Origin of the sequence: Vibrio sp. nBUS_14 (assembly GCF_051201655.1) — a bacterium.
Lineage (GTDB): Bacteria > Pseudomonadota > Gammaproteobacteria > Enterobacterales > Vibrionaceae > Vibrio.
This window is the reverse complement of record NZ_CP179207.1, coordinates 922,680-945,955: the sequence shown is the minus strand read 5'-3', so window position 1 is coordinate 945,955 and position 23,276 is coordinate 922,680. Positions and strand designations below refer to the sequence as shown.

Annotated in this window: 26 protein-coding genes and 4 pseudogenes; 9 read left to right on the top strand and 21 right to left on the bottom strand. The window is 40.1% G+C overall.

The window, feature by feature from the left end:
- Positions 1 to 188: 188 nt before the first annotated feature.
- From tnpB (ACMAZD_RS21860) to ACMAZD_RS21845, 4 genes are all read right to left on the bottom strand, one after another.
- Positions 189 to 545, bottom strand: a complete 357-nt coding sequence (tnpB, locus tag ACMAZD_RS21860; protein WP_102481560.1) for an IS66 family insertion sequence element accessory protein TnpB — start codon at positions 543 to 545, stop codon at positions 189 to 191.
- Positions 542 to 895 (bottom strand): IS66 family insertion sequence element accessory protein TnpA, encoded by a 354-nt coding sequence (tnpA, locus tag ACMAZD_RS21855; RefSeq protein ID WP_435248589.1) that lies wholly within the window; start codon positions 893 to 895, stop codon positions 542 to 544. The genes tnpB (ACMAZD_RS21860) and tnpA (ACMAZD_RS21855) overlap by 4 nt, the downstream gene beginning before the upstream one ends.
- A gap of 67 nt (positions 896 to 962) precedes the next feature.
- On the bottom strand, positions 963 to 1,247 hold the full coding sequence (locus tag ACMAZD_RS21850; protein WP_435249459.1) for an IS66 family transposase: 285 nt from the start codon (positions 1,245 to 1,247) through the stop codon (positions 963 to 965).
- Between the two features lie 179 nt (positions 1,248 to 1,426).
- Positions 1,427 to 1,642, bottom strand: a complete 216-nt coding sequence (locus ACMAZD_RS21845) for a DUF6444 domain-containing protein (protein ID WP_435249458.1) — start codon at positions 1,640 to 1,642, stop codon at positions 1,427 to 1,429.
- 156 nt (positions 1,643 to 1,798) lie between these two features.
- Between ACMAZD_RS21845 and ACMAZD_RS21840 the strand changes: the two are divergent.
- Positions 1,799 to 1,942, top strand: a pseudogene (locus ACMAZD_RS21840) (IS4 family transposase); the annotation flags it as partial.
- An 84-nt stretch (positions 1,943 to 2,026) separates the two neighbouring features.
- Here ACMAZD_RS21840 and ACMAZD_RS21835 read toward each other — a convergent pair.
- The 9 genes from ACMAZD_RS21835 to ACMAZD_RS21795 all read right to left on the bottom strand — a co-directional run bounded on the left by ACMAZD_RS21835 (position 2,027) and on the right by ACMAZD_RS21795 (position 9,637).
- Positions 2,027 to 3,010 (bottom strand): OmpA family protein, encoded by a 984-nt coding sequence (locus ACMAZD_RS21835; protein ID WP_435249457.1) that lies wholly within the window; start codon positions 3,008 to 3,010, stop codon positions 2,027 to 2,029.
- A gap of 25 nt (positions 3,011 to 3,035) precedes the next feature.
- Positions 3,036 to 3,797, bottom strand: a complete 762-nt coding sequence (locus ACMAZD_RS21830) for a hypothetical protein (protein WP_435249456.1) — start codon at positions 3,795 to 3,797, stop codon at positions 3,036 to 3,038.
- A 191-nt stretch (positions 3,798 to 3,988) separates the two neighbouring features.
- Positions 3,989 to 4,738 (bottom strand): hypothetical protein, encoded by a 750-nt coding sequence (locus tag ACMAZD_RS21825; RefSeq protein ID WP_435249455.1) that lies wholly within the window; start codon positions 4,736 to 4,738, stop codon positions 3,989 to 3,991.
- 40 nt (positions 4,739 to 4,778) lie between these two features.
- On the bottom strand, positions 4,779 to 5,510 hold the full coding sequence (locus ACMAZD_RS21820) for a hypothetical protein (protein WP_435249454.1): 732 nt from the start codon (positions 5,508 to 5,510) through the stop codon (positions 4,779 to 4,781).
- A gap of 26 nt (positions 5,511 to 5,536) precedes the next feature.
- Positions 5,537 to 6,040: a DUF5462 family protein gene (locus tag ACMAZD_RS21815; RefSeq protein ID WP_435249453.1), complete on the bottom strand. Its 504-nt coding sequence runs from the start codon at positions 6,038 to 6,040 to the stop codon at positions 5,537 to 5,539.
- Between the two features lies 1 nt (position 6,041).
- Positions 6,042 to 6,722: a fimbria/pilus periplasmic chaperone gene (locus ACMAZD_RS21810; protein WP_435249452.1), complete on the bottom strand. Its 681-nt coding sequence runs from the start codon at positions 6,720 to 6,722 to the stop codon at positions 6,042 to 6,044.
- Positions 6,715 to 7,722: a fimbria/pilus outer membrane usher protein gene (locus ACMAZD_RS21805; RefSeq protein ID WP_435249451.1), complete on the bottom strand. Its 1,008-nt coding sequence runs from the start codon at positions 7,720 to 7,722 to the stop codon at positions 6,715 to 6,717. The genes ACMAZD_RS21810 and ACMAZD_RS21805 overlap by 8 nt, the downstream gene beginning before the upstream one ends.
- 11 nt (positions 7,723 to 7,733) lie before the next feature.
- A complete protein-coding gene (locus ACMAZD_RS21800; RefSeq protein WP_435249450.1) occupies positions 7,734 to 9,059 on the bottom strand; it encodes a fimbria/pilus outer membrane usher protein in 1,326 nt (441 codons plus the stop codon).
- Positions 9,056 to 9,637 (bottom strand): fimbrial protein, encoded by a 582-nt coding sequence (locus ACMAZD_RS21795; RefSeq protein ID WP_435249449.1) that lies wholly within the window; start codon positions 9,635 to 9,637, stop codon positions 9,056 to 9,058. Before ACMAZD_RS21795 ends, ACMAZD_RS21800 begins: the two co-directional genes overlap by 4 nt.
- A 713-nt stretch (positions 9,638 to 10,350) precedes the next feature.
- On the opposite strand from ACMAZD_RS21795, the gene ACMAZD_RS21790 reads away from it, so the two are divergent.
- The 4 genes and pseudogenes from ACMAZD_RS21790 to tnpB (ACMAZD_RS21775) all read left to right on the top strand — a co-directional run bounded on the left by ACMAZD_RS21790 (position 10,351) and on the right by tnpB (ACMAZD_RS21775) (position 11,743).
- Positions 10,351 to 10,509, top strand: coding sequence for a hypothetical protein (locus ACMAZD_RS21790; RefSeq protein WP_435249448.1), 159 nt, complete (start codon positions 10,351 to 10,353; stop codon positions 10,507 to 10,509).
- Between the two features lie 4 nt (positions 10,510 to 10,513).
- Positions 10,514 to 11,243, top strand: a protein-coding gene (locus ACMAZD_RS21785; RefSeq protein WP_435250531.1) for an IS1 family transposase whose coding sequence is annotated in 2 segments (ribosomal slippage) — positions 10,514 to 10,801 and positions 10,803 to 11,243 — 729 coding nt in all. Because the reading frame shifts where the segments join, the coding sequence is not laid out codon by codon here.
- Positions 11,244 to 11,267: 24 nt separating this feature from the next.
- Positions 11,268 to 11,501 (top strand): annotated as a pseudogene (locus ACMAZD_RS21780) (IS66 family insertion sequence element accessory protein TnpA); the annotation flags it as partial.
- Between the two features lie 5 nt (positions 11,502 to 11,506).
- On the top strand, positions 11,507 to 11,743 hold the full coding sequence (gene tnpB / locus ACMAZD_RS21775; protein ID WP_435250530.1) for an IS66 family insertion sequence element accessory protein TnpB: 237 nt from the start codon (positions 11,507 to 11,509) through the stop codon (positions 11,741 to 11,743).
- 134 nt (positions 11,744 to 11,877) lie between these two features.
- On the opposite strand, the gene ACMAZD_RS21770 is transcribed toward tnpB (ACMAZD_RS21775), so the two are convergent.
- A complete protein-coding gene (locus tag ACMAZD_RS21770; RefSeq protein WP_435249447.1) occupies positions 11,878 to 13,071 on the bottom strand; it encodes an IS91 family transposase in 1,194 nt (397 codons plus the stop codon).
- Between the two features lie 329 nt (positions 13,072 to 13,400).
- Between ACMAZD_RS21770 and tnpC (ACMAZD_RS21765) the strand changes: the two are divergent.
- Positions 13,401 to 14,208 (top strand): annotated as a pseudogene (gene tnpC / locus ACMAZD_RS21765) (IS66 family transposase); the annotation flags it as partial.
- 131 nt (positions 14,209 to 14,339) lie between these two features.
- On the opposite strand, the gene ACMAZD_RS21760 reads toward tnpC (ACMAZD_RS21765), so the two are convergent.
- From ACMAZD_RS21760 to tnpA (ACMAZD_RS21730), 7 genes and pseudogenes are all read right to left on the bottom strand, one after another.
- The gene (locus ACMAZD_RS21760; protein WP_435249446.1) at positions 14,340 to 15,422 is read right to left on the bottom strand and encodes an IS4 family transposase; all 1,083 of its coding nucleotides are present in this window, start codon (positions 15,420 to 15,422) and stop codon (positions 14,340 to 14,342) included.
- Positions 15,423 to 15,888: 466 nt separating this feature from the next.
- The gene (tnpC, locus tag ACMAZD_RS21755) at positions 15,889 to 17,472 is read right to left on the bottom strand and encodes an IS66 family transposase (protein WP_435248587.1); all 1,584 of its coding nucleotides are present in this window, start codon (positions 17,470 to 17,472) and stop codon (positions 15,889 to 15,891) included.
- Positions 17,473 to 17,527: 55 nt separating this feature from the next.
- Positions 17,528 to 17,884, bottom strand: coding sequence for an IS66 family insertion sequence element accessory protein TnpB (gene tnpB / locus ACMAZD_RS21750; RefSeq protein WP_102481560.1), 357 nt, complete (start codon positions 17,882 to 17,884; stop codon positions 17,528 to 17,530).
- Positions 17,881 to 18,234, bottom strand: a complete 354-nt coding sequence (gene tnpA / locus ACMAZD_RS21745) for an IS66 family insertion sequence element accessory protein TnpA (RefSeq protein WP_435249445.1) — start codon at positions 18,232 to 18,234, stop codon at positions 17,881 to 17,883. The genes tnpB (ACMAZD_RS21750) and tnpA (ACMAZD_RS21745) overlap by 4 nt, the downstream gene beginning before the upstream one ends.
- Positions 18,235 to 18,316: 82 nt before the next feature.
- Positions 18,317 to 18,676 (bottom strand): annotated as a pseudogene (locus ACMAZD_RS21740) (transposase domain-containing protein); the annotation flags it as partial.
- 55 nt (positions 18,677 to 18,731) lie between these two features.
- Complete coding sequence (gene tnpB / locus ACMAZD_RS21735; RefSeq protein WP_435249444.1) at positions 18,732 to 19,088, bottom strand: IS66 family insertion sequence element accessory protein TnpB; 357 nt, start codon at positions 19,086 to 19,088, stop codon at positions 18,732 to 18,734.
- Positions 19,085 to 19,438 (bottom strand): IS66 family insertion sequence element accessory protein TnpA, encoded by a 354-nt coding sequence (gene tnpA, locus ACMAZD_RS21730; RefSeq protein WP_435249443.1) that lies wholly within the window; start codon positions 19,436 to 19,438, stop codon positions 19,085 to 19,087. Before tnpA (ACMAZD_RS21730) ends, tnpB (ACMAZD_RS21735) begins: the two co-directional genes overlap by 4 nt.
- A 485-nt stretch (positions 19,439 to 19,923) precedes the next feature.
- Between tnpA (ACMAZD_RS21730) and ACMAZD_RS21725 the strand changes: the two genes are divergently transcribed.
- The 3 genes from ACMAZD_RS21725 to ACMAZD_RS21715 all read left to right on the top strand — a co-directional run bounded on the left by ACMAZD_RS21725 (position 19,924) and on the right by ACMAZD_RS21715 (position 23,241).
- Entirely contained in the window at positions 19,924 to 20,952 is a 1,029-nt protein-coding gene (locus tag ACMAZD_RS21725) for an IS630 family transposase (RefSeq protein WP_435249442.1), read from the top strand.
- Between the two features lie 70 nt (positions 20,953 to 21,022).
- Positions 21,023 to 21,967 (top strand): ribosome biogenesis GTPase YlqF, encoded by a 945-nt coding sequence (ylqF, locus tag ACMAZD_RS21720; RefSeq protein ID WP_435249441.1) that lies wholly within the window; start codon positions 21,023 to 21,025, stop codon positions 21,965 to 21,967.
- A 185-nt stretch (positions 21,968 to 22,152) separates the two neighbouring features.
- Positions 22,153 to 23,241: a GGDEF domain-containing protein gene (locus ACMAZD_RS21715; RefSeq protein WP_435249440.1), complete on the top strand. Its 1,089-nt coding sequence runs from the start codon at positions 22,153 to 22,155 to the stop codon at positions 23,239 to 23,241.
- Positions 23,242 to 23,276 lie beyond the last annotated feature (35 nt).

Below are 23,276 nucleotides of genomic sequence, written 5' to 3'. Positions count from 1 at the left end.
AGAACCAAAGTGGGATCAATTGCGTAAGGTCACACTTTTTATGTCAATAGGGCTTGGTGAACACTTACGATTCAAGCTCAGTCACTTTTGAACGTAAGAGCGCTAGCTCATCTTCTTTATTTGTATTTGGCATATAAGGAAGATCGCAGAGAGCCGCGAAAGTTCCTTATCCGCTAATATTTTTTAATTTAATTAAGACTTTGGTAATTCAATGTTTGATGGGGTTTCATTTTTTCAATATCGAGCCCATCAAGCAACCAATGCCACTGCTCTTCCGTTAATGAGAGGGTTTTCCCTGGCATTTTTCTTGGCCAAGCGAACTTGTCTTTTTCGAGTCGCTTTTGCCAGAGGCAAAAGCCATTACGCTGCCAGTAGAGAACTTTGAGCTTATCCCGCGTGCGATTACAGAAGACGAATAGCGCTTCGGAGAAGGGATTAAGGTTCATATTCTGTTCAACAATAAAGCTCAAGCCGTTAATGCCCTTTCTAAAATCGACGGGCGCCTTGTGGAGATAGATAACAGAGATATCAGGGAACATTTTCATACAACAGCAAGCTCCTTCAATAGAAGACCGAGCCACTGAGGTGCTACATCACGAGGTACATGAAGAGAGCATGCTCCCGCTTCAAGGCGTAATTCCGTAGGTAACGTAGAGGGAGGCAGTTGCTCGGTTTTGGTATTTAGTATGGCTATTTTTTCAACAACAACGAATTCAGAAAGTGAATCTTCTCGTTTTTTAGGCAGGTTGACTAAGTGGTGTAGTTTGCGACGGTTGTTATCAAATGTTTTTGGATGAAGATTGTGCTCTAAACAAAACTGAGCGGCAGACTGCTCACTATTATAATACTTCTGAACAAGGCGTAGCCATTCTTGCTGAGATCTATGCTGAGACATTTTCGAGTACCTTTAACGATAAAAGTTAAAGGTTACGACGTTTATTAAAAGGATTGAATGAGTCGATTTAAAGACGCTTACGCTTACGGTGAGAGGTTTCGTCGGCATGAACCAAAGGAGCTTTCTTTAACGCTTGTTTTATCGCTTGATGCAATGGAGTCAACATTGAAGCGACTTTGGTTTGCGCTTCGCTAATCGCACCGACCGAAAAGGTTGTGCCAAGCTGTTCTTTGAGCAGTGATTGGATTTTTCGAACGTTGAGATGATATTGACCCGCAAGCACGCCAATGTAGCTTAATAGATTAGGACCGATGATACCTTGTGAGACATTATCAGGTTTTTGAGCTTTCACTGTTTCTTTGCAGTGCCGACATTGACCTGAAAATAAACGGTATTCGGTGATATCGACAGTGGGTTTTGGAATATCGAAGACCTGATGGCGATAGTATAGCCCACCTTGGACCTCAATGTCAGATTGAGCGCAACAAGGACAAGTTTCAGGGAAACAGCCAATGATGACATCCGTTTTTTTTAACGGTGAGAGCTTTCGTTGATGCCCTGTGTGGCCTTGTTTAGCTCCTCTCGAATTGCGACTACCAGAGCTTTCAGCTTTTTTCGCTCATGCTTGTCCTTAGGGTTGTCAGACGAAGGTGGTTTCGATGAGTTTTTGGAGTTAGTTGCTTGTTTATCGGTAAGGTGGCGCAACTGTTCCCACAACTCATCAATAAGCACCTTAGCCTCATTCAAATCTGAGACTTCAGGTGGTGCTTCTTGGTATTTAGGTGATTATTTTTCTAGTCATGAAACCATAATGGCTTCCCTGAATGATCACTCAAGACCCAAAGTGGGATCAATTGCGTAAGGTCACACTTTTTATGTCAATAGGGCTTGGTGAACACTTACGATGTCTGGCTGTTACCAATATTTGGATGCATCAGTCACGGCGCATGGTCAGAAATCAGCAATAAAATCGAATGGGCTACCAGTTATATATCAAGGAACGCTCAAAAGTCCGCGCAGAGGAAGTCTAAAGAAAACATTACGTAAGACGGAATTTACGCTGAGCTTAATGCTTAAGGTTCTGTCTATATAACACTTCTAATCTAAACTCGTATAAAGGCCCAAAGAAATTTAATCGATACGATTAAATTCAATTGATATTTCTACACGACGATCTAAAGCATTACTAGTAGTACCATGCTTTTCTGCAGGGAGATTTGAACCCAACCCATAATAACTAATATTTGATTTAGGTATACCTATTTTCACTAGAATATTTAAAACTGATAACGCTCTATTTTCAGACAAAATTTGGTTGTATTCTTTTGAGCCAATTTTGTCAGTGTGTCCATATATAGATACATGGTTTATTGCTGCAAAATCTAAAGATGAGAAATATTCAATTAGTGGAATTGTATCAACAACCAATGTAGAGTCAAAGTTGAAATAAATTTCACCGAACTTGGCAAAGTAAATGCCGATATCATTTTTTTCTTCTTTTAAAATAGGTTTTTCTGTGTATGAAGAACTTTCATCTAGACTAGAAGGACTTTCATCTAGAATACTAATGGATTTTTTATCATTTTCTTCTATATAGTCATAAGTTTTAGAATTATTAAACTCATAATTAAAACCAAAATAGATAAAATCATTATCTGAAAAGTCAAGATTATTTTTAGAAATGTTATTGACAAAGTCATATCCTATAACCGCAGATGTAGAACTATTTAATTGTAGTTTAATCCCCGCACCAATTAAACCAGACAATCCGTTAGAATGAGACGTATCAGGTAAATATGAAACGCCTGCTTTACCGAAAATAGAAATATCATCTGAAAAATTCTCAAAACCCATAAGGCCAGTAGAAAAGATATTTAAGGGTTCTGGGTAATTAAAATAATCATAACTCGCGTATACTGAAAAGTAATTATTGTATTTATATCCAGCCTCCAATTTATAACCTATGTTAGCACTATCAGTAAAGTGACTACTGTTTGATTCTAATCCTCCATAACCAAGCCCAGCGCCTAACCAATAAGCACTTTGAGTGTTTTGCTCTTGGGATAAAGCTCTTATTGAGAAAACAAAAGAAAAAATTATTACATAAATTTTCATTTTAAAAAACCACACTTTATTAAAATCATTTATAATTCACTTGAATTGTGACAGATGAACTCCAGGTGTGTGGAGTCGTTCCCCAAATAGTATTAACATTAACAATAGAAGATGAATACGCTCCCATAAAGGATTTTATGTCCTTTTTATTGCTTTGAGCGAAATTAAAGACATTATAACCTGCTTCATGTATGAAGGCATTTGAAGGGGTAGAGTTGTTGTCGCTACTTAACTGATTAAGAATCATAGATAATGCAGTAGAACCGAGGAAATTATTATTATATTCAAAATACCAATCATCAGATTTATATCTTTGGTAGGCAATGGCTTTTCCTGACAAAATTGAAAATGACAAGATGCCGTTAATTTCATATCCACTTCTTGAAAAACCTAAAACTGGAACCTTAATTTTTTCGGATTCTAAATCATTATTTAATACTATGGATTTACCATACATATCCACAATGGATAAGACAGGTAGCAATCCGGAACTTCCAAAAGTTATAGGAAATGGAGTTACTCCATTAATAAACTCTATGTTGTTTACTCTTGAATTATTGTAGCTAAAAACTTTATTACTTCCATTTTTTACTTCAGACAAATGATCGGCAGTAAGATTAGAAAAGACACTACGAAGCTCACTGTTAACATTCCAATCCCACTGAGCACGAGAGTTAACAACTGAACCCTTAAAAACAATATCATTATTCAAACTGAATGTGGAGCTAAAAGTTGGGCTTATTTGAAAGAGATAATAAGCAGTTAAACATAACAAAAATTTTTTCATTTAATGGGACCTTAAAAAGAACAGATTAGTAAAAAAGGCATAGTCAAAATAACTGCAATCTCGAGTAGTAGCTATGTAATTCCCGAATGATAGAAAAAACAAGCGGTGGTTTTGTAAACTGCATTCTTTAAAAGGAAATAAAATTAAGTTACTACTACTAAAAGTAGTAGTAACTTGATAAGCCAAATTTATTAATTCACTGTAACCGCAATTGGAATTGAAGCACTCCATGCAGTACTAGATGAAGTAAAGGATGTGGAGTCTGGTACGACTAACGTAATGTTAGAAGTAGTTAAACCATAAGTTCCTCGAACATCTGCTAATGAAGAGTCTGTTATGTAGCCATTTAATTCTGTCAAATTTCTATTTGAATTAATTTGAGACCACCCCCCCCAGGTTGAAGTTTGAGTGGTAGCATCAATCAATGAATCAGCAAAAGTTATAGCTTTAGCATCATTACCCCTTTTGAAATGACCTGTACCAGTCTGTTCATAAAGGACAGACATATGCTTATCAACGTCAATAACAAGGGTAACACCGGCAAGATTGGTGTTTACAGTATACGTTTGACTATTATTTACATTATCAATATCTTGGCTATTAAAAGTTAAACTTGGAGTCAAACCAGCCCCACCATTAGCTGCAGCCGATTTCATTCTTCCTTCGAGTAAATCTAGTTGCGAATTTACCAAAGTATATACCGTATTATTTGCACCATCAGAAGTTCCACTCAACTCATTTACAACAATGCCTTGTAAAGAGGATGTGTTTGGGAGGATTCGCCATTCCCATGCTGGACTATTGTTGATAATAGTACCAGCGAAAGTTACGTTGCCAATATCAACCGAACCACCTGTAGAAGGCGTCGGAGTGAAAGCATAAGAGCTAGATGATACTGCCAAGATAGAAGCAGAGGCTAAGCCAAAAAGATACTTGTTCATGTTTAAATCCTTTTTTAAAAAGACGAAAGAGCGAAAGATTCTAGTTAACTTGAATCACAATGGATAGTGGTACTGACCAAGTACTAACATCAGTGCCAGCATTGGCGACTAATTGAACACTTGTTGCACTTAACCCATATGAAGCTTGAACATTAGAAGCCGTACTATCGGCCAATTGAGTAAACAAATCAGAAATAGGAAGAGAAGTCGTATTTGCACTTGTTCCTATTGTACTCCAAGGAGTAGTATCAGTTATTAACTCTTGCCATAAGGGATAGGCCCTAGCAGAATTACCAGTTGCGAAGGAATTACCGGAAATAGTCCTTACAACACCTACATCCTTATTAAAACCTATTACAACTTGAGCCCCAGAAGATGGAGTCTGAGTTGGTGCCGTTAATGTTTCTGAATTATCTTCATTGAGCGACATACCTCCAAACGTTATAGAAGGTGTTAACCCAGTACCTCCAGTTCGTGATGCTGAAATCATGTGGCCTTGTAGAAATTCAACATCGGAACTAAGTAAGTTATACGTAGTTTGATTTGTTGTAGTGTTATAAACACCATCTAAACTATTAGCAGTAAGACTAGCAAGAGATGAAGCACCAGAAGGAATCTGCCACTGCCAAGTTGGATCAGATTTAACAAAGGTGCCACTAATAAGTAAATCGCCAATTGACCCATTAGACACCTCGGTAAAAGCGCTAGCTGTACTTGGCAAACCACATAATATTACAAATTTCATAGCAATCAAATATTTATATTTTTTCATTATAATTCCCTGTACATAAAATTAATCTAAATTTTCCAACCATCAACATTAAAATTTACCTTTAAATCTCCTCTATAGTTTGTGGGTAATATGATTTCAATAGGTTCAGCAACTTTCAACTCAATACTTTTGTAATAATCAGGTAAATAAATGTAAATATCATTACCAGAAGATTCATGTACTAAATTAACTTTAAGATTATTAATAAAGGTTTCTATTTTCACGGTAGATTGAAGATTGACACCATTACCTTGGGTATGTGTACCTCTTATAGTTAGTGTACCATCAGATTTATCTAAGAACTTTGAATCAACTACTTTCAGAACATTAATTTTATTAATACCATTAACATCTGAAAAATAAAAGATAGACGATGCACTAACATTAGCCTTTATAAGTAGATGACCATTACTAAAAGTACCATTAACATGGCCAATATTAATATTATTATTAACAGAGTGCACAGAAGAAAAAACAAACCCACTAAAGAGCAGAAAAAACATGCCAATGAAACGGATTAAAAACAACATGCTATTCTCCATCAGCCAATTCATACTTCTCAACGCCGCCTAAGTCATCAATTGCATTTAAATGTTTAATATTTAAACCCGTAATATCTACAAAATCGCCCGGTAAAAATAAACTTAATTTTTTAGTAGATTCTTGATTAAGTGTTACAATCTCATCGTTTTCATCATACAAATTACCAATAGCAAATACATATGGAGTTTCATTAACTAATATTTTTGAGCCAGGTAAATGTTGAATTGACAATTCTGACTCAGCATTAACTCTGCCATCTCTTATCGATTTTGGTCTATATATTAGTTTAACTTTAGTTTTAATTGCTAAAGATATACCTGAACCCTTTTTTTTCTTAGGTATTTCTTGTAAATTTAACCAAAACACGGTTTCTTCCTGGTCACTGATTTCATCGGAAATATTAATAATTCTGACTACCTGGCGAGATTTACCTTTAATTTTAAAGAAAGAAGGGCTTGAAATAAAAGAAGGACTCGAATCAGTAGATGATATGTTATCAACCCATATTTGAGCTCCAAAGTCATCAGTAGATTCATTAACAATCAAAGCTGAGATTGATTCTTCATCTTGATTAAATATGTATCTAGTCGAATCTAAAACTAGAGAAGCATGAGAACTGAAACTAAAAATGATTAAAATAGAAGCTATTAAAAAAGAATATTTATTCATTGCAAACAACCTTTTGTATTTTCTCGCTATGTTTAATAATATCAGATGTGATATGGCAATCATTTATGAAAAATTCATCTAATTTTTCAGATGTATTTATTAATAAAACACCATGAGCAGAAACAAAACCTAGGGGCTTTTCATCTTTCGACACAGCCCACGACCCGGAACTTACGTAATCTCCATCTTCCTTTAAAATTTGGAATATATATCTTCTTACTTTAAAATAATCAAATTCAATGTAGACGACAGCATCATCTTTAGGGATAACTTCCTGACTAGAATTAATTACTTCGATATCCAATGGGAGGGTGGAAGTATCAATATCCAAACGATTTAATCTATAACTTGACATCGGAATTATTGCTTTTCCATCAGAATTAGTCATTGCATTAATACGAGATAATTTGACACCAGGAATATCATTCACACTAGCAATAGCAATTGTTCCATTAACATGCCTAGACAATATAAAGTCACCCTTCGAAGGAACAAATATTGCAGACCCACTTATCGAAGCCGAACCAGTATTATTATCTTCATTACTAGAAATATGACCTGACAGATTGAAAAGTTCATGATCATAATTAGCTTCTAATGATGCATAATTATCACTATTATCGGACTTACCACTTAAAGAAGCAGAGTAGCTAAGATCTTTATTTATGTATGATGAAAAACCAGTACTATAGTTGAAGTAATCGTCATCTTCACTTGCACTAAAACTAGTATAGACATTGCTACTTTTACCTAATGGTAAAGAAAATGAAATGGAAGATGTTATATCATCAATAAACATCGATTTATTTGCATTTACGTTAAAATTAATATTGACACTTTTATATGAAGTACCTAATGATACACCTAAACTACTATTATAGTCTGAGCTGTTCCAGTAATCAGTATAATTGTAGGTCAAACTTGCGTAAACACTATCAGTCACCTTATCGCTTAAATTAAATCTATACTGGTTCTTAGACCTATTCAATGAACTATTCAATGTATTATTTTCTAAATAAGAAAAGAAGAGAAATCTATATACCTATCTGATAAATAATGATCTGATGAAAAAACAAACCTCCTATGTGCATTAAAAGCTTTCTCGTAAGTAAGTGAAAGGCTTGTTCCTTCTTCGGATTTGTTTAAGGAATTATTCGAATAACTGTATGAAGATTCTATATCAATATTACCAAAATGTCCTAGTTGTTTATAAAAACCGAACCCTAAACCGAAATAGTTTCTATGTAGGATTGTACTTCCTTTTAATGTGAGACCTTCAAAACCGTATCCATAACTTCCACTGAGGAAAACACCTTCTAATCCTTGACCATCTCCTTCATCTCTTACTCCTGAGTACAAATCAAAATCATAATCTCCAGGATTAATCATTGTAGCGGAAATTGTTAATGGTATGTTTCTAGTTGTTTCTTTTCCGTCTTTTTCCTTAACCACAAGTGAAACGTCCCCACTACTTAAGAGACTTACATTTTTTATTTCAAATGGACCAGGTGAAACAACTTCGGAGTGGATGAGGACACCATTTTGAATTATCGAAACAAGGGCTTGTGAATTAGCAGTACCAGAGAATATAGGTTTATACCCGTAATCAAATCCGCTTTGGGCTGTATTTTTTCTTAATCCTAATCCAGTCAAACCAAAACCATTTAATATATCACTATTAGTAAACATTTTACCTACAATTAAGTCTGACTCTAAAGACTTAATAGGTCGCGCAGCAGAACCAATTGAAGGATAGAAATCTCCATTAGATAACGAGGCTGAACCACTTAATACCCAGTCAGAAATATTACCTTTCAAATCAAGAATACTGTATATATCTGTGCTTGTTTCACTAGCAAAAGCATTCACGTTATAGTTTAATCTCAATGCTCCGACACCATTATCCCAACTTGACTGTTCTTTGTCTTCTTTTCCAAATCCTAATTGTGGTATGATAAAGTTAATTGATTGCGTAGTATAATCAAAATCCACAGTTGTATTTAACTCTTTATTTAGATAAAAACAATAATCATCTATATTTAATACACCTCTATAAAAAACATCATTAATTTCAAAGTTTATGCTTTGTAACCAATCATCTTCGAAGCATATGTCATCTTTATCATTTTCATCAATAGTTATTTTGCGTCTACCTATATATTTATTGTTAAGGTTAACGTCTAAAACGTAAGAACCAGGTATTATATTTTTTGACAAGTTTTCTATCAAATATGCATTTTCTTGATTAGTACCATTTAAAAAACTAAAATCGAATTCATCTGCCAACGTTTTTGGATTAAAAATCAAGAAAAGAACAATAATATAGTGAAATTTCATTTATACACCACTATCAGTGACAAGCTTCCTTTAAATTCACCAAGAGTCGAATCCTCTAATCCATCTAACTTAGCTCTAAATTTGAAAGACCCTAGCTCAGCGAACTTTCTTGGATATATATATTTATTATTTTTAGACGATATAAAGTGAGAATTGTTTGAAAAGCTGTTATCTTCAGAGTTTATTTGTATTCTTATCTTATCACCAGCGCCTTTCGTTACTACACCGTTCTCATCTAACTGTCCTTTATTACCAAAACCCAACGTTACATTGTCAGTACCAGCCTTAAAGGCACTACAGCCAGGCAAGCTTGCACCCGGCTCATAAATTTTCACTTTGAAACGCTCAACAATGTTTTTGCTTGAGTGATATTTATCGTATTCACCGAAATCAATAATCCCTGACCCTTGGTTACTTTCAATGTAAACAAAGCAAGTCGAAGCCACAATAGTCGCTTCTATTTTGAGAAGCTGTTTAGTAACTAATTCATCTGAATATACTAAATTAATACCCAATAATATTTTCAAAACCAAAGTGTGAAATATCAAAACTAGTATTTTTGGTAAATATTCAATCATTATGATCTCTTAAAACCCTTTGACTAGACGTATTTACATTTATTCTGAATTATTTTACAACTCCGACCAGTACATCTCAAAAGCTCTTAGAATATACATTTCAATCTTTCTATTAAGGTCATTAACAAAATTATGAACTTTATTAACAAGACCAGACTTCAATATGCACTAATACGCATTTAGGTGCATCTTTATATTAGCTTTGTTGCTTAACTAAGATTAAAAATAGATTCACCCGTTCCGCATGCTTTTTAGGTATGCTTGTACCCACTCGATAATTGCATGTTTATCATTCCAAAAGGTCAGGGAGCCAAGGTTAATGACTTATGGTTGGAGACTTTATCTTATTCTTCGCGCTAGGCGATTAGAATGCGGGGGTTTATGGAGCGCTTACCATCAGATTGGAGTCTCTACCAATAAAAATAGATTCCAGAAGATATATACTTTATCTGATTTATTTGTTTTATAGCTCTCCACTAATTCATATGGATTTTCTTTATAGCTCACTAACCTTGTTGGAGTAATTAATTTTATTGATAATTTCACACAACTCACATGCTTTTATCCAAGATACTTTCAATGAAAATTGTGATCTGAATCAATTTTTCTGCCTGATTTCGACTTTTTACGTATTTCGGAGCATTCCGAACAGCCATTCCCCCCTGTGTCAGCATAGTTTTCGCCTTAGAATTTAATTCATTTTGGAGACAAATATGCCTAAACCCTCAATTGACCTAGAAACCAAAGAACAAGGCCTTATCTGGTTACTCCCACCATACAACTACACCCTGCGAAGAGTGGCTAACAAACTTAATGTTGGTCATGCGACAGTTCATAAATGGGGTAATGACTCCAACCCGTTGATTACATGATAGAATCTTCCTTAACTTTTTAGAGGTATTTCAATGGCTATCATCCCAAGTAAACTGCTGTTTTTGTAATCAAACTGAGTCTGTACGGAAACATTGCATCGGGGCTTGTGGCTTTCAGCGATTTCGTTGCCTTGATTGCAAACGTTCATTTCAACTCGACTATGCTTATGAAGCCTACAAACCAGAGGTTAAAGAACAAATCGTTGATATGGCTATGAATAGCTCTGGTGTTAGAGAAACAGCTCTTGTATTAAAGGTGGGATATAACACTGTACTACGCACTTTAAAAAAATCTCACACCTAAACAAGTCACAACGATACCTTTTGATCTTGCCAATATTGAGCTGATATACGAAGTGGACGAGCAATGGTCTTTTGTTGATAAGAAGAGAAATCAACGTTGGCTTTGGTACGCATGGGAACCTCGATATAAACGTGTGATTGCTCATGCTTTTGGGAAAAGGGATACCGATGCCTTTAAGGAGCTGCAACGCTTATTATCAAAATTCACTATCCCATTTTACTGCACAGACGATTATGGTGTGTACAGTGCCAATATACCGATAGAGAAGCACATCATTGGTAAACGATACACACAAAGAATAGAAAGAACCAACCTCACACTAAGATCTCGCCTTAAACGTTTAGTTCGAAAAACGATTGGATTTTCGAAGTCGGAAGAGATGCACGATAAGGTTATCGGCACCTTTATTAAACGAGAGTACTACCATTAATCAACAGGTTGGATTCATGACCCATTTTGTAAGTTTAATGAACTTAATCCCTCGACGTTTTATGCTAAGCGCCAGCAACTCAAAAAATCAGATGTCTCTCAAGGCTTTGTACGGGCTGAGGTCGTCGAAAAGACAACGAAATATCAAGCTCAAATAGCCACCGCTAACATGGCACTTCTCATCAATGATGTGGAGTTGAGCATTCCTCAAGGCACGCCCGCTGCCTGCCTGGGAGAACTCATTGGATCCTTGTCGTGAAACATATGCTCAGCGCACCAGAGATTTATCTGTATCGTGAGAGTGTCGATTTTAGAAAGTCCATCAATGGCCTCGCGGTGATTATCGAAAGTGACACCGTTTTACCCTTGGGAAGCGGCGCACTGTTCCTGTTGACCAATAAACAGCGCTACAAAATCAAAGTGCTGTACTGGGATAAAACTGGCTTTGCGCTTTGGTATAAACACCGTTCAGGTAAGGAATCTCAATGTTTCCTGACCTGAACAATCGCGGCATAACTCACGTCAGAATGAGTCCCGGACAGACCTAACTTCTGCTCTACAATCTAAACACGGATGTTTGTTGAACACTTTCATGCTGTTTTCGCTATTTCAGATACACCCATCCTGTGAAACGCCTAAATTGACCTGATTTGGGCTTGAACCAGAGCATGGTGGACCAGCTCTGACAGCGGCTCCCCAGCCCTAAAGCGAAGAAACGTTAAACGGTGCCCACAAAGAATGCACTCAAACGGATCAACCTTCACATACCCTTTCAGCATAGCTGCGTAACCGGGCATTTCAGGTGCGTCTTTAGGTGCGACACCCAAGGCACCGTAGACCTTAGGGAGCATCTCACCACGACGTCGATTTGATAGAAAACCGAAGTATCGAATCATTTTGAAGTGCTTATCTGGAATATGCTCAATCATGCGCTCTATCAGAGCTTCTGGACTCAAAATGAGGGATTCCGTTCGACCATTCCTATGGTTGAGGTAATCAAACGTCACCAAGCCTCCCTGGAAGTTATGTCGTAAACGCGACGCCGATATCGGTGGCCGTTTTAGGTATCGACCCAGGTAAGTCATGGTTGGCGTCACGTTGGCTGTTTTCTTTGCAAAGTGCAGCTTCCATCGACGGCAATATTGGCTGGTTAAAAATCGGGACCAATCTTGCTCATTACGAATGAAAGGGCAGTCCTCTCCACTCAAGTCTAACTCTGAGTAATTGGAGCTGAGAAGTTGAGTGATGGCACCGCGCCAACACTTCTCAGTGGTCTTAGCTTTAAAGAAAATCGGCTTCCATAGACCAGTCTTCTTACATAAACCCCCACGGGTGACAGACAAATGGATGTGCACATTCCAATTCAGCTTTCTGCCGTAGGTATGAAGTGCACAGAACACGCCAATATCGATATCGAGTTGCTTTGCCCATCCTAAGAAGATTTTGGCTGCGCAGCTAAAGAGATGATTGAGAAGAAAACGATTATCCCGAAAGATGGGCCACAGCGTGTGAGGAAGCGTCAACGTAACGTGTTGATACTCACACTCAGGAAAGGCATGTTGTTGCTTTCGTATCCACCGCTCTGTGGCTTTTATGCCACAACTGCTGCAAAAGCGAGATTTACACGTCTGGTGAATGTATTTGTGATGGGTGCAGTCAGCATGAGTGCATCGATACTCTTTAGAGCCAAAAGCAGCGGTACTGCAAGCGAGCATCTTGGTGACGTTTTCAATGACGACGGTTCGGAGGGTTTCTCGGTACTTATTGAGGTAGTTCAGCCAAGTATCGTTGGCATTGAAGAGTTGTTTGATGGGCTTATTCGGATGCATGACCTATAGGATAAACGATCCATGTAAATCACCCTAGTCGGTTGAGTCTCTTTGTTTTCGGCCGTAGGCCGTAGGCCGCAGGCCGTAGGCCGCAGGCCGCAGGCCGCTCAGGCGACACCGTCGCCGGTTCAAAAAGCCAAGTATAAATGGCCTACAAAAGAGCAAAATGAAGTGTTTACCCTGACTCAATTCGAGCTTGATAGACTGCTTTCTGGCTTCACGATTATCGGCCATAAACCCGTTCAAATAAACGATTTTACAATGACTTAATCGATAATAAAGCCTTATCTACCAAGCGTAAATGGCATGATTTTAGTATAATAAATGCCATGAAAAAGACGCCAGATATCAACCCAGAAAGTCGAGATATTGCCAAGCTACAAGCGATGGTGAAAGCCCTTCTGCTCTCTCAGGAGCGGAAGGAGTCTCAATCGCAACAAGAACGTCAATCCTTACTCGAACAGCTCAATCTGGCCTTTGACCGTCAGTTCGCGAAACGCTCCGAGGCGTTAAAGCCTTACGATGAATCTCAAGGTGACCTCTTCAACGAAGTGGAATGTGAAGCCGCTCAATGCCCTCAAAGAATATAAACAGTGTTATATGTGGCTCTACTGCTCGGGCGCAGACTTGCCCGACGCTGCACTGCCGAATGTGAAGAATATCGCCTTGTACGACTATCAAAACAGTCGCGCGAGGGCATGCCCTGTTGCCTTCTTGGGGGATTACAGTGGTTATCTGCAAACCGATGGCTATGGTGCCTATGATGGTCTTCATCACGTAACCAATGTTGGTTGCTTGGCACATGCACGGCGTAAGTTCATGGATGCTAAGAAGCTTCAAGGTAAAGGTAAGTCAGGCAAAGCAGATAAAGCGCTAGCCAAAATCCAGAAGCTCTATGGGATAGAATCGCGCTTAAGAGGTGCGACTGTCGAAACACGAAAAGCAGAACGTCAACTGCATGCCAAGCCGATACTGGATGAGCTGTACGAGTGGATGACGACTCAACAAGTGCTAGCGTCTAGCTCGCTGGGCAAGGCGATAAAATACACGCTCGGCCAATGGGCGAAACTTATCCGCTATATCGATGACGGTCATTTATCTATCGATAATAATCGTGCTGAACGTGCAATTAAACCCTGAGGGATCCCCACATCTTTTCACCGGAACTCTGCCGCACTTATCGCTTTGAGGCCTCCTACGGCTAAGGCCAGATCCTTCACGCTAAATGAGTAAGCTTCTCTTCCTATCAACTCTTTACCGAGAAAAAATTAGGAAAGTACCCGGCGTGTTCGAATGGTATTTGCTTGAAAATCCTTGTAGTAACCTTTGATATAAACGACTTTACCTACTATCAACAAAGCAAATTGAGTCAACATGCCTATCATCAATAAGATCTCAATACGCTTGTGACATTTACTACCACTGAAGTTAAGAGCCAACCCATAACGTTCATTTTTAGTATCCCGAAAGCCCTCTTCAATCGACATCCGTTGGGTATATAGGGCTACGACACGCTCTGCAAACCAGGTTTCTCCCGGCAGATTAGAGACGAGCAACCATGGCTCTCTTTCATCTTTGGCATGGGATAAGCTCACCGTATTTCTCTGGGGAGAACCACTCCAGTTTTTAGCTTTACGCCCCTTGGACTTCTTTCTGTAGAGACATACCTGACAAGGGTATTGATGCTGCTTAGTTAACTCTGCTGTTCCCAAATGCTGGGGCTTATATTGCGCTTGAACAAAGAGTTCATCTGCACTGCACCAGCGGTCATTTACCCCAGGCTTGCTGTTGCCTCGTACGCGACCTAGCCAATACCAGCCTTGTTGTTCAATAGGCTTGAACCAAGGCACTTTAAACCCAGCATCAGTGGTGACGATGGGAATAACCCCTTTGGGAGCCATAGTGGCTAAACGTCGAATGAAGGCTTTGTGAACAGCTAACGAGCCAAGTTTGCACTCTGGGTGAACTTCTTCATACAGTGTAAAGGCTCGGCCTCCAATGGGAATCGTTGCTCTTAGGATTTGCTTGTCCACGTGATTCACCGGTGACCAATCAACGATAATGATAGGGTGCTTTACATTTTTGAGTAGGAAGTCGGTTATGTAGGCATAAACACCGGTACGCTCACGATGTAGATGTGGGTTACCTAGCAGGCGATAGACCCTGTTAATACAGTGCTTAACCTTAGTTTTGGTATTTTTCATCCCTCGACCAAGCCCGGTCAAGGTTAATGTGTCTTTCTCGTTAAGTGCATTGATACAGTCAAGAGCGGCTGTGATACGTCTCTTATCTTTGATAGCGGAGAACACTGACATTAAGAAAAAAGTATTCAGGATGGTGGATAGGTTCATGGAGCTCGTCGGGTCATGTCTTTTCAGTTGATGCTATGATCGCCGATCAAAATGAATCTGCCTACTTTTTCATGCCATCTACATGATTCTTCTATGCTAGTTGTGGGGAGCCCTCAGTATCTAAGCCCGTCCTGTAATTATAGTGCACATTAGACTTATTTCTATTTGTAACCAGGTAAGATCCAGAGGGAAGCATATTATTATTTACCTTACCTATTTAGACGACTTGGAACGGAATTGAACATACTCGGATAATCTCTTTGACACATGCTAAAGCAATCAGATTCATGACTTTTCTGGTAAAAAATTGACGATTCGAGCAGTATAGGATCCATAAGTGCAACAAATCTCAAATCAGATAGACTGTAAGCGTCTACGAACCGACTCATTGACTTTCTAATATCTACGCAGATACCGCCAACTAAGGCGGTATCTGTCATTCTGAGCGGTATTCTGTAGGGGCGGACTATTCCGTCTTTGGCATGTTCCAAGGTAGAAGATGACCATGGTCATCCTCACTCTTCAGTTTCGGGATTTCTCGTAACACGTATTCGAGGTACTCATACGGCTCACAGTCGTTAGCCTTCGCGGTTTCGATAAGACTGTACAACACTGCACTGGCGCGGGCTCCATTATGAGTCTTTGAGAACAACCAGTTGTTCCGTCCTACCGTGAACGGACGTACTGAACGTTCCGCTCGGTTATTATCCATGCTTAACCGGCCATCATCGATAACTCTTACTAGCTTCGACCATTGATTGAGACTGTAGCTAATCGCCTCACCCAATTTACTTTTAGGGGGCACCTGAGTGACCGATTTATCTAACCACGCCTTGAATTCATTGAGCAGAGACTGAGTCTTTGACTGGCGGGTAACATATCGCTCTTCCCTCGTCTTATCTTTGAGTGCTTGTTCAACACGATAGAGCTTTTGGAACCAACTCACTGCCCACTGGATTTTACCCCCTTTTCCATGCTTGCCTTTTGGTTGGCTCTGCTCTGCCTCTATGAACTTACGTCTTGCATGAGCCCAGCAACCCACCAACTTCGCTTCTGTCTTTTCATACGCTTTATACCCATCAACATGAAGGTATCCAGTGTAGTTTGACAGGTACGATTCAGGGCAGTGGTGCCCCCGACTCCCTTCCTGGTAGTCGAACAAGACGATACCGGGAGATTGCGCATTACCGCCCCGGTCTGGACCACACCCATACAACCAGATGTAACTTTTCTTTCTTTCGTCATCGAGCACGGTCAACGTGGTCTCGTCCGCGAACAGAACATCTTGTGCAAGGAGGGTTTCTTTCAGTAAGGCGATTAACGGCTCTACCTTATCGGCGCAACGCAGTATCCATTGACTCATCGTTTTTCGGCTGAGCGCTAGCCCATATTGTCTGAACAGCGATTCTTGACGATAGAGAGGCAGGGCGTAGTGGTATTTGTTCGTGATAATTTGCGCAAGCAAAGAGGGAGTCGCGATGCTTTTCGGGATAATCGATGCTGGCGGTGGAGCCATTGCAACAACACCCTTCTCTCCTAACGCGTCACATTGACGACAGACGTATTTGGGTCTTTCAGTGACTTCGACATACAACTTGGCCGGGATATACACCAGTTTTTCACTGGTGCTTTGCCCCATCCTGCAGAGTATCGACTGACAACACGAGCAGGTTTTTTCTGATTCTGGTATGTCCACCACGACTCGCTCTCGTGGCAGGTCTTCAGGAAGCTTTGGGCGACCACGACGTTTTGTCTCGGATGAAGTGTTTTCCGCTTCCGAAGCGTCATCATTCGGATTATCGGGTGCTTCCTCTTCACCTGTCGTATCGGCATGAGTCTCCGCCTCATTGAACTCTAAGTCCTGAGGGGGCAGGGTTTCACTAGTGCTACCAAAGCGTTTACGCCGCGCTAGGTTGAGTTTTTCAACCAGCGATTGGATGGTTAATTCGCTCTCGCTTAGAGATTGGCGAAGTGTGAGTACCGTAGATTCAAGCTCAGTCACTTTTGAACGTAAGAGCGCTAGCTCATCTTCTTTATTTGTATTTGGCATATAAGGAAGATCGCAGAGAGCCGCGAAAGTTCCTTATCCGCTAATATTTTTTAATTTAATTAAGACTTTGGTAATTCAATGTTTGATGGGGTTTCATTTTTTCAATATCGAGCCCATCAAGCAACCAATGCCACTGCTCTTCCGTTAATGAGAGGGTTTTCCCTGGCATTTTTCTTGGCCAAGCGAACTTGTCTTTTTCGAGTCGCTTTTGCCAGAGGCAAAAGCCATTACGCTGCCAGTAGAGAACTTTGAGCTTATCCCGCGTGCGATTACAGAAGACGAATAGCGCTTCGGAGAAGGGATTAAGGTTCATATTCTGTTCAACAATAAAGCTCAAGCCGTTAATGCCCTTTCTAAAATCGACGGGCGCCTTGTGGAGATAGATAACAGAGATATCAGGGAACATTTTCATACAACAGCAAGCTCCTTCAATAGAAGACCGAGCCACTGAGGTGCTACATCACGAGGTACATGAAGAGAGCATGCTCCCGCTTCAAGGCTTAATTCCGTAGGTAACGTAGAGGGAGGCAGTTGCTCGGTTTTGGTATTTAGTATGGCTATTTTTTCAACAACAACGAATTCAGAAAGTGAATCTTCTCGTTTTTTAGGCAGGTTGACTAAGTGGTGTAGTTTGCGACGGTTGTTATCAAATGTTTTTGGATGAAGATTGTGCTCTAAACAAAACTGAGCGGCAGACTGCTCACTATTATAATACTTCTGAACAAGGCGTAGCCATTCTTGCTGAGATCTATGCTGAGACATTTTCGAGTACCTTTAACGATAAAAGTTAAAGGTTACGACGTTTATTAAAAGGATTGAATGAGTCGATTTAAAGACGCTTACTGTCCACCACGACTCGCTCTCGTGGCAGGTCTTCAGGAAGCTTTGGGCGACCACGACGTTTTGTCTCGGATGAAGTGTTTTCCGCTTCCGAAGCGTCATCATTCGGATTATCGGGTGCTTCCTCTTCACCTGTCGTATCGGCATGAGTCTCCGCCTCATTGAACTCTAAGTCCTGAGGGGGCAGGGTTTCACTACTGCTACCAAAGCGCTTACGCCGCGCTAGGTTGAGTTTTTCAACCAGCGATTGGATGGTTAATTCGCTCTCGCTTAGAGATTGGCGAAGTGTGAGTACCGTAGATTCAAGCTCAGTCACTTTTGAACGTAAGAGCGCTAGCTCATCTTCTTTATTTGTATTTGGCATATAAGGAAGATCGCAGAGAGCCGCGAAAGTTCCTTATCCGCTAATATTTTTTAATTTAATTAAGACTTTGGTAATTCAATGTTTGATGGGGTTTCATTTTTTCAATATCGAGCCCATCAAGCAACCAATGCCACTGCTCTTCCGTTAGTGAGAGGGTTTTCCCTGGCATTTTTCTTGGCCAAGCGAACTTGTCTTTTTCGAGTCGCTTTTGCCAGAGGCAAAAGCCATTACGCTGCCAGTAGAGAACTTTAAGCTTATCCCGCGTGCGATTACAGAAGACGAATAGCGCTTCGGAGAAGGGATTAAGGTTCATATTCTGTTCAACAATAAAGCTCAAGCCGTTAACGCCCTTTCTAAAATCGACGGGCGCCTTGTGGAGATAGATAACAGAGATATCAGGGAACATTTTCATACAACAGCAAGCTCCTTCAATAGAAGACCGAGCCACTGAGGTGCTACATCACGAGGTACATGAAGAGAGCATGCTCCCGCTTCAAGGCGTAATTCCGTAGGTAACGTAGAGGGAGGCAGTTGCTCGGTTTTGGTATTTAGTATGGCTATTTTTTCAACAACAACGAATTCAGAAAGTGAATCTTCTCGTTTTTTAGGCAGGTTGACTAAGTGGTGTAGTTTGCGACGGTTGTTATCAAATGTTTTTGGATGAAGATTGTGCTCTAAACAAAACTGAGCGGCAGACTGCTCACTATTGTAATACTTCTGAACAAGGCGAAGCCAATCTTGCTGAGATCTATGCTGAGGCATTTTCGAGTACCTTTAACGATAAAAGTTAAAGGTTACGACGTTTATTAAAAGGATTGAATGAGTCGATTTAAAGACGCTTACGATAGACTAAGCATACAGGCTGTTTTCTTAGGCAAAGTGTTTCGATTCAAACAACGGGCATTTTCCAAAATAGATAGCCCAAATCAGCCATTAGTATAGTCACATTGTTTCTCGTGAAGCTTCAGATTTGGGTGTAGCCACCTTACAATCTCAAAATGGAATAAACAGGTTACGTGGACAACTATGCATAAAGTGCAACAACACCTCATAGCTCCTCGTGATCAAACAGTTATATTTTTATTCATTCTTTTTCTACTTCACGCATTGGTTTATACTCCGCTCATTATCATTTTCAGTTTGGTACTCCAATGGAAACTCGCAAACTTCTTACTTTTCAATGTAATTATACCCGTGATCATTGAAGATGCTTGATTTTCAATGAAATCAGGATCATGCTACTCACCATGAAAATGGTACTAACTCCTGAGCAAAAACAACAACTCGAACAGATGCACAATACTGAGCGTGATCGTCGAGTATGCGACCGTATAAAAGCGGTCTTGCTAGCTTCCGAAAGTTGGAGCCCGCCTATGATCTCTCAAGCCCTTCGTATCCATGAATCTACAGTTGCTCGTCATCTTAGTGATTATGCTCTATCTGAAAAACTTAAACCTGAGAATGGCGGGAGCCAGAGTCTACTTTCTGATACTCAGACGATGCAGCTCATCGAGCATTTGACTGAGAAAACCTATTTTCATACGCGTCAAATCGTTACTTACGTCGAAGCTGAATTCGGTGTGAGCTACACCGTTTCTGGGATTAATAAGTGGTTACATCACCACGGTTTTGCATACAAAAAGCCCAAAGGTGTACCACATAAACTAAAGCCTGAAGAGCAGCAAGCATTTATCGAGTATTACAACGAGGTACTTAAGCCCAAGGATGCGCCTGTACTTTTCATGGACGCCGTTCATACAACTCAATCAACAAAACTTAGCTGTGGCTGGATCCGTAAGGGACAGGATAAGCTAATTGAAACGACAGGTAGCCGCACTCGAGTGAATCTAATCGGTGCTCTGTCATTGAAAAACATCAGCGCAACGATCACAGATACTTATGAAACGATAGATAGCGAGAGTATTGTTCGCTTCTTTTGGAAACTCAAGAAAGAGCATTATCCACTAGAGCAAACCGTGCATATTGTGCTTGATGGTGCAGCCTACCATCGGTCAGAAATGGTTAGGAATGCGGCAAAAGTACTCAATATAGAGCTTCATTACTTACCCCCATACAGCCCAAACTTAAATCCAATAGAGCGGCTTTGGAAAGTAATGAATGAGCATGTGAGGAACAATGTCTATTTTCCCTCCAAAACAGCATTCACCTCTGCTATCAAAAAGTTTTTCGATGTGGCGTTACCAGAAGTTGCAGGCTCACTTGTATCCAGAATTACAGATAATTTTCAGGTACTGATACCTGCATCTTCAAGTTGAAAGGGTATACAATGTATACCCCCATGTATACCACTGCGAGCTATCACAAAATAAAAACTAGGAATTTCAAATGGTTAATAATACAATACAATGGTTTCCAGGCCACATGCATAAAGCCCGCAAAGAAATCGAAGAAGTTATCCCACAGGTTGATGTGATCATTGAAGTACTGGACGCTCGTATCCCGTTCAGTAGTGAAAACCCAATGATCTCTTCACTGCGCGGCGATAAGCCTTGTGTAAAAGTACTGAACAAGCGCGACCTTGCGGATCCTGAGCTCACTGAGCGTTGGATTGAGCACCTCGAGAAAGAGCAAGGCGTTAAAGCGATTGCAATTACCACCTGCGCTAAAGAAGAAGTTAACCACGTTATGGAGCTAGTACGTAAATTAGCGCCGCACCGTGAACAGATGGGTAAGAACATTCGAACGATGATCATGGGTATCCCTAACGTGGGTAAATCGACCATCATCAACTGCTTGGCTGGACGTACGATTGCGGTAACGGGTAACCAACCTGCGGTAACTCGTCGTCAACAACGTATCAATCTGCAAAACGGCGTGATCCTTTCAGACACGCCTGGGATCCTTTGGCCTAAAGTAGAAAACCCACACAGTGGTTTCCGCCTAGCCGCTACCGGCGCGGTGAAAGATACAGCAATGGAATACGACGAAGTAGCATTCTACACAGTCGAGTACTTAGCTAAGCAGTACCCTCACCTGTTGAAAGAACGCTACCAAATTGAAGAGCTGCCAGAGTCTGACATCGAATTGATGGAAGCCATTGGCCGTAAGCGCGGTGCACTTCGTGCAGGCGGTCATATAGACATCCACAAATGTTCTGAAATCCTTCTTCATGAGCTTCGCAACGGTACTTTAGGTAAAATAACGCTAGAGCTACCAGAGATGATTACTAAAGAGCTAGTCGAAGTTGAAGAAGCGGCGGTATTGAAAGCTGAACAGCAGATTAAGAAGAAAGAAGAGCGTCGTAAACGTTACTTGAAAAACAAGCGCTAACGTCTTTGAAATTATAAGATATTCACGCTCTAACCACGAAAAGTTAGAGCGTGAGCATAAAAACTGCACACCTATGATGATAGAACTAACATATTGTCACATAAATAAAAACTCGCATTTACAACCAGTATCGACGTAGACATACTTGCTCCAAATTATTGTGACACAGTAGCGATTTACCTCCAATGCGTTCATACCCCGGATTTCAAAACCAACGATTTAAGACTTATTTCGACAATGAAATCTATCTACCGTACGTAAAATTCATCTACGTACCTATAACCATATTCTTTACTTTCATTATCTCCGATTACATCAATTTCGGTGCGCAATGCATTTTCCCGGTAGTGTTGAGAATGGTACTTTTCGTCATCATGATATTCGTTGCAGCTTACTGTATTAAACATAAACCTAACCACTTACAACAGCTCGAAGCTTGCCTTCTCGTCATCAGTGCCCTATTTCTCATCTATGTTGGTCGTATTGCCATTGATTTTGGGAACTTGGATTATCAAGGTGGCATCATCCTAGTGATGATCTATGTGGGGACATTTTCTAGAATGTCCGCTCGATATAGTTTAAGCGCACTGACCATTATTTTCTTATGCTATCTCGTCGGCTTAGCACCATCACTATACGCAGCAGAGCCTAGTCACGAAATGGAAACGATTTCCGTATACGCTTCAGCTTATATTCTTATTGCAGCCTCTTGTTTAAGACGAAATTTCGAAGTACATAAACGCTTTAATCAATCCGAACAGCTTCGTAAGCAAGCCATCCAGCTACGTAAGCAATCTAACCTGTTTGAAGCTCTCTCTTATCAAGATGCACTCACCGGGTGCTATAACCGACTGTATCTGCATCAAGTTATTGAACCGAACATTGACCGCCAGCTATCGATGACCGCTATCATGATCGATGTAGACCACTTTAAATCAATCAATGACACCTTCGGACATCAGACCGGTGATACAGTCATAAAAGAATTAGCCGAGGCAATCCAAAACGCGTTGCCAGAACACAGCACCTGCTTTAGATACGGAGGTGAAGAGTTTTTGATTATTATTCAGAATGAAAGTGAGGTAAGCATTGAGCAGCTTGCAAACGACTTATTGATTTGTCCAGCCCAGCTTCGATTTGAAGTCACAGTATCTATTGGCGTCAAGCATGTGACTCAAGCCTTAGGGTCGGTTGAACAACTCATCAACGATGCCGATCAAGCTCTCTATTCGTCGAAGAAGAAGGGAAGAAACTGCATTTCTTGGTCGGAGTAGAAACCCAATAACGCCCTAAAAATGAGAAAGCCCCA

Excerpts from the sequence above, each read along its gene's own strand:
- tnpA (WP_435249445.1), bottom strand. The coding sequence starts at position 18,234 with ATGTCTCAGCATAGATCTCAGCAAGAATGGCTACGCCTTGTTCAGAAG.
- ACMAZD_RS21770 (WP_435249447.1), bottom strand. The coding sequence starts at position 13,071 with ATGCATCCGAATAAGCCCATCAAACAACTCTTCAATGCCAACGATACT.
- ylqF (WP_435249441.1), top strand. The coding sequence starts at position 21,023 with ATGGTTAATAATACAATACAATGGTTTCCAGGCCACATGCATAAAGCC.
- ACMAZD_RS21835 (WP_435249457.1), bottom strand. The coding sequence starts at position 3,010 with ATGAAAATTTATGTAATAATTTTTTCTTTTGTTTTCTCAATAAGAGCT.
- ACMAZD_RS21820 (WP_435249454.1), bottom strand. The coding sequence starts at position 5,510 with ATGAAAAAATATAAATATTTGATTGCTATGAAATTTGTAATATTATGT.
- ACMAZD_RS21830 (WP_435249456.1), bottom strand. The coding sequence starts at position 3,797 with ATGAAAAAATTTTTGTTATGTTTAACTGCTTATTATCTCTTTCAAATA.
- ACMAZD_RS21715 (WP_435249440.1), top strand. The coding sequence starts at position 22,153 with ATGCGTTCATACCCCGGATTTCAAAACCAACGATTTAAGACTTATTTC.
- tnpA (WP_435249443.1), bottom strand. The coding sequence starts at position 19,438 with ATGCCTCAGCATAGATCTCAGCAAGATTGGCTTCGCCTTGTTCAGAAG.
- ACMAZD_RS21825 (WP_435249455.1), bottom strand. The coding sequence starts at position 4,738 with ATGAACAAGTATCTTTTTGGCTTAGCCTCTGCTTCTATCTTGGCAGTA.
- ACMAZD_RS21815 (WP_435249453.1), bottom strand. The coding sequence starts at position 6,040 with ATGTTGTTTTTAATCCGTTTCATTGGCATGTTTTTTCTGCTCTTTAGT.
- ACMAZD_RS21760 (WP_435249446.1), bottom strand. The coding sequence starts at position 15,422 with ATGAACCTATCCACCATCCTGAATACTTTTTTCTTAATGTCAGTGTTC.
- ACMAZD_RS21810 (WP_435249452.1), bottom strand. The coding sequence starts at position 6,722 with ATGAATAAATATTCTTTTTTAATAGCTTCTATTTTAATCATTTTTAGT.
- tnpB (WP_435249444.1), bottom strand. The coding sequence starts at position 19,088 with ATGAAAATGTTCCCTGATATCTCTGTTATCTATCTCCACAAGGCGCCC.
- ACMAZD_RS21800 (WP_435249450.1), bottom strand. The coding sequence starts at position 9,059 with ATGAAATTTCACTATATTATTGTTCTTTTCTTGATTTTTAATCCAAAA.
- ACMAZD_RS21795 (WP_435249449.1), bottom strand. The coding sequence starts at position 9,637 with ATGATTGAATATTTACCAAAAATACTAGTTTTGATATTTCACACTTTG.
- tnpA (WP_435248589.1), bottom strand. The coding sequence starts at position 895 with ATGTCTCAGCATAGATCTCAGCAAGAATGGCTACGCCTTGTTCAGAAG.
- tnpB (WP_435250530.1), top strand. The coding sequence starts at position 11,507 with ATGCTCAGCGCACCAGAGATTTATCTGTATCGTGAGAGTGTCGATTTT.
- tnpC (WP_435248587.1), bottom strand. The coding sequence starts at position 17,472 with ATGCCAAATACAAATAAAGAAGATGAGCTAGCGCTCTTACGTTCAAAA.
- tnpB (WP_102481560.1), bottom strand. The coding sequence starts at position 545 with ATGAAAATGTTCCCTGATATCTCTGTTATCTATCTCCACAAGGCGCCC.
- tnpB (WP_102481560.1), bottom strand. The coding sequence starts at position 17,884 with ATGAAAATGTTCCCTGATATCTCTGTTATCTATCTCCACAAGGCGCCC.
- ACMAZD_RS21790 (WP_435249448.1), top strand. The coding sequence starts at position 10,351 with ATGCCTAAACCCTCAATTGACCTAGAAACCAAAGAACAAGGCCTTATC.
- ACMAZD_RS21725 (WP_435249442.1), top strand. The coding sequence starts at position 19,924 with ATGAAAATGGTACTAACTCCTGAGCAAAAACAACAACTCGAACAGATG.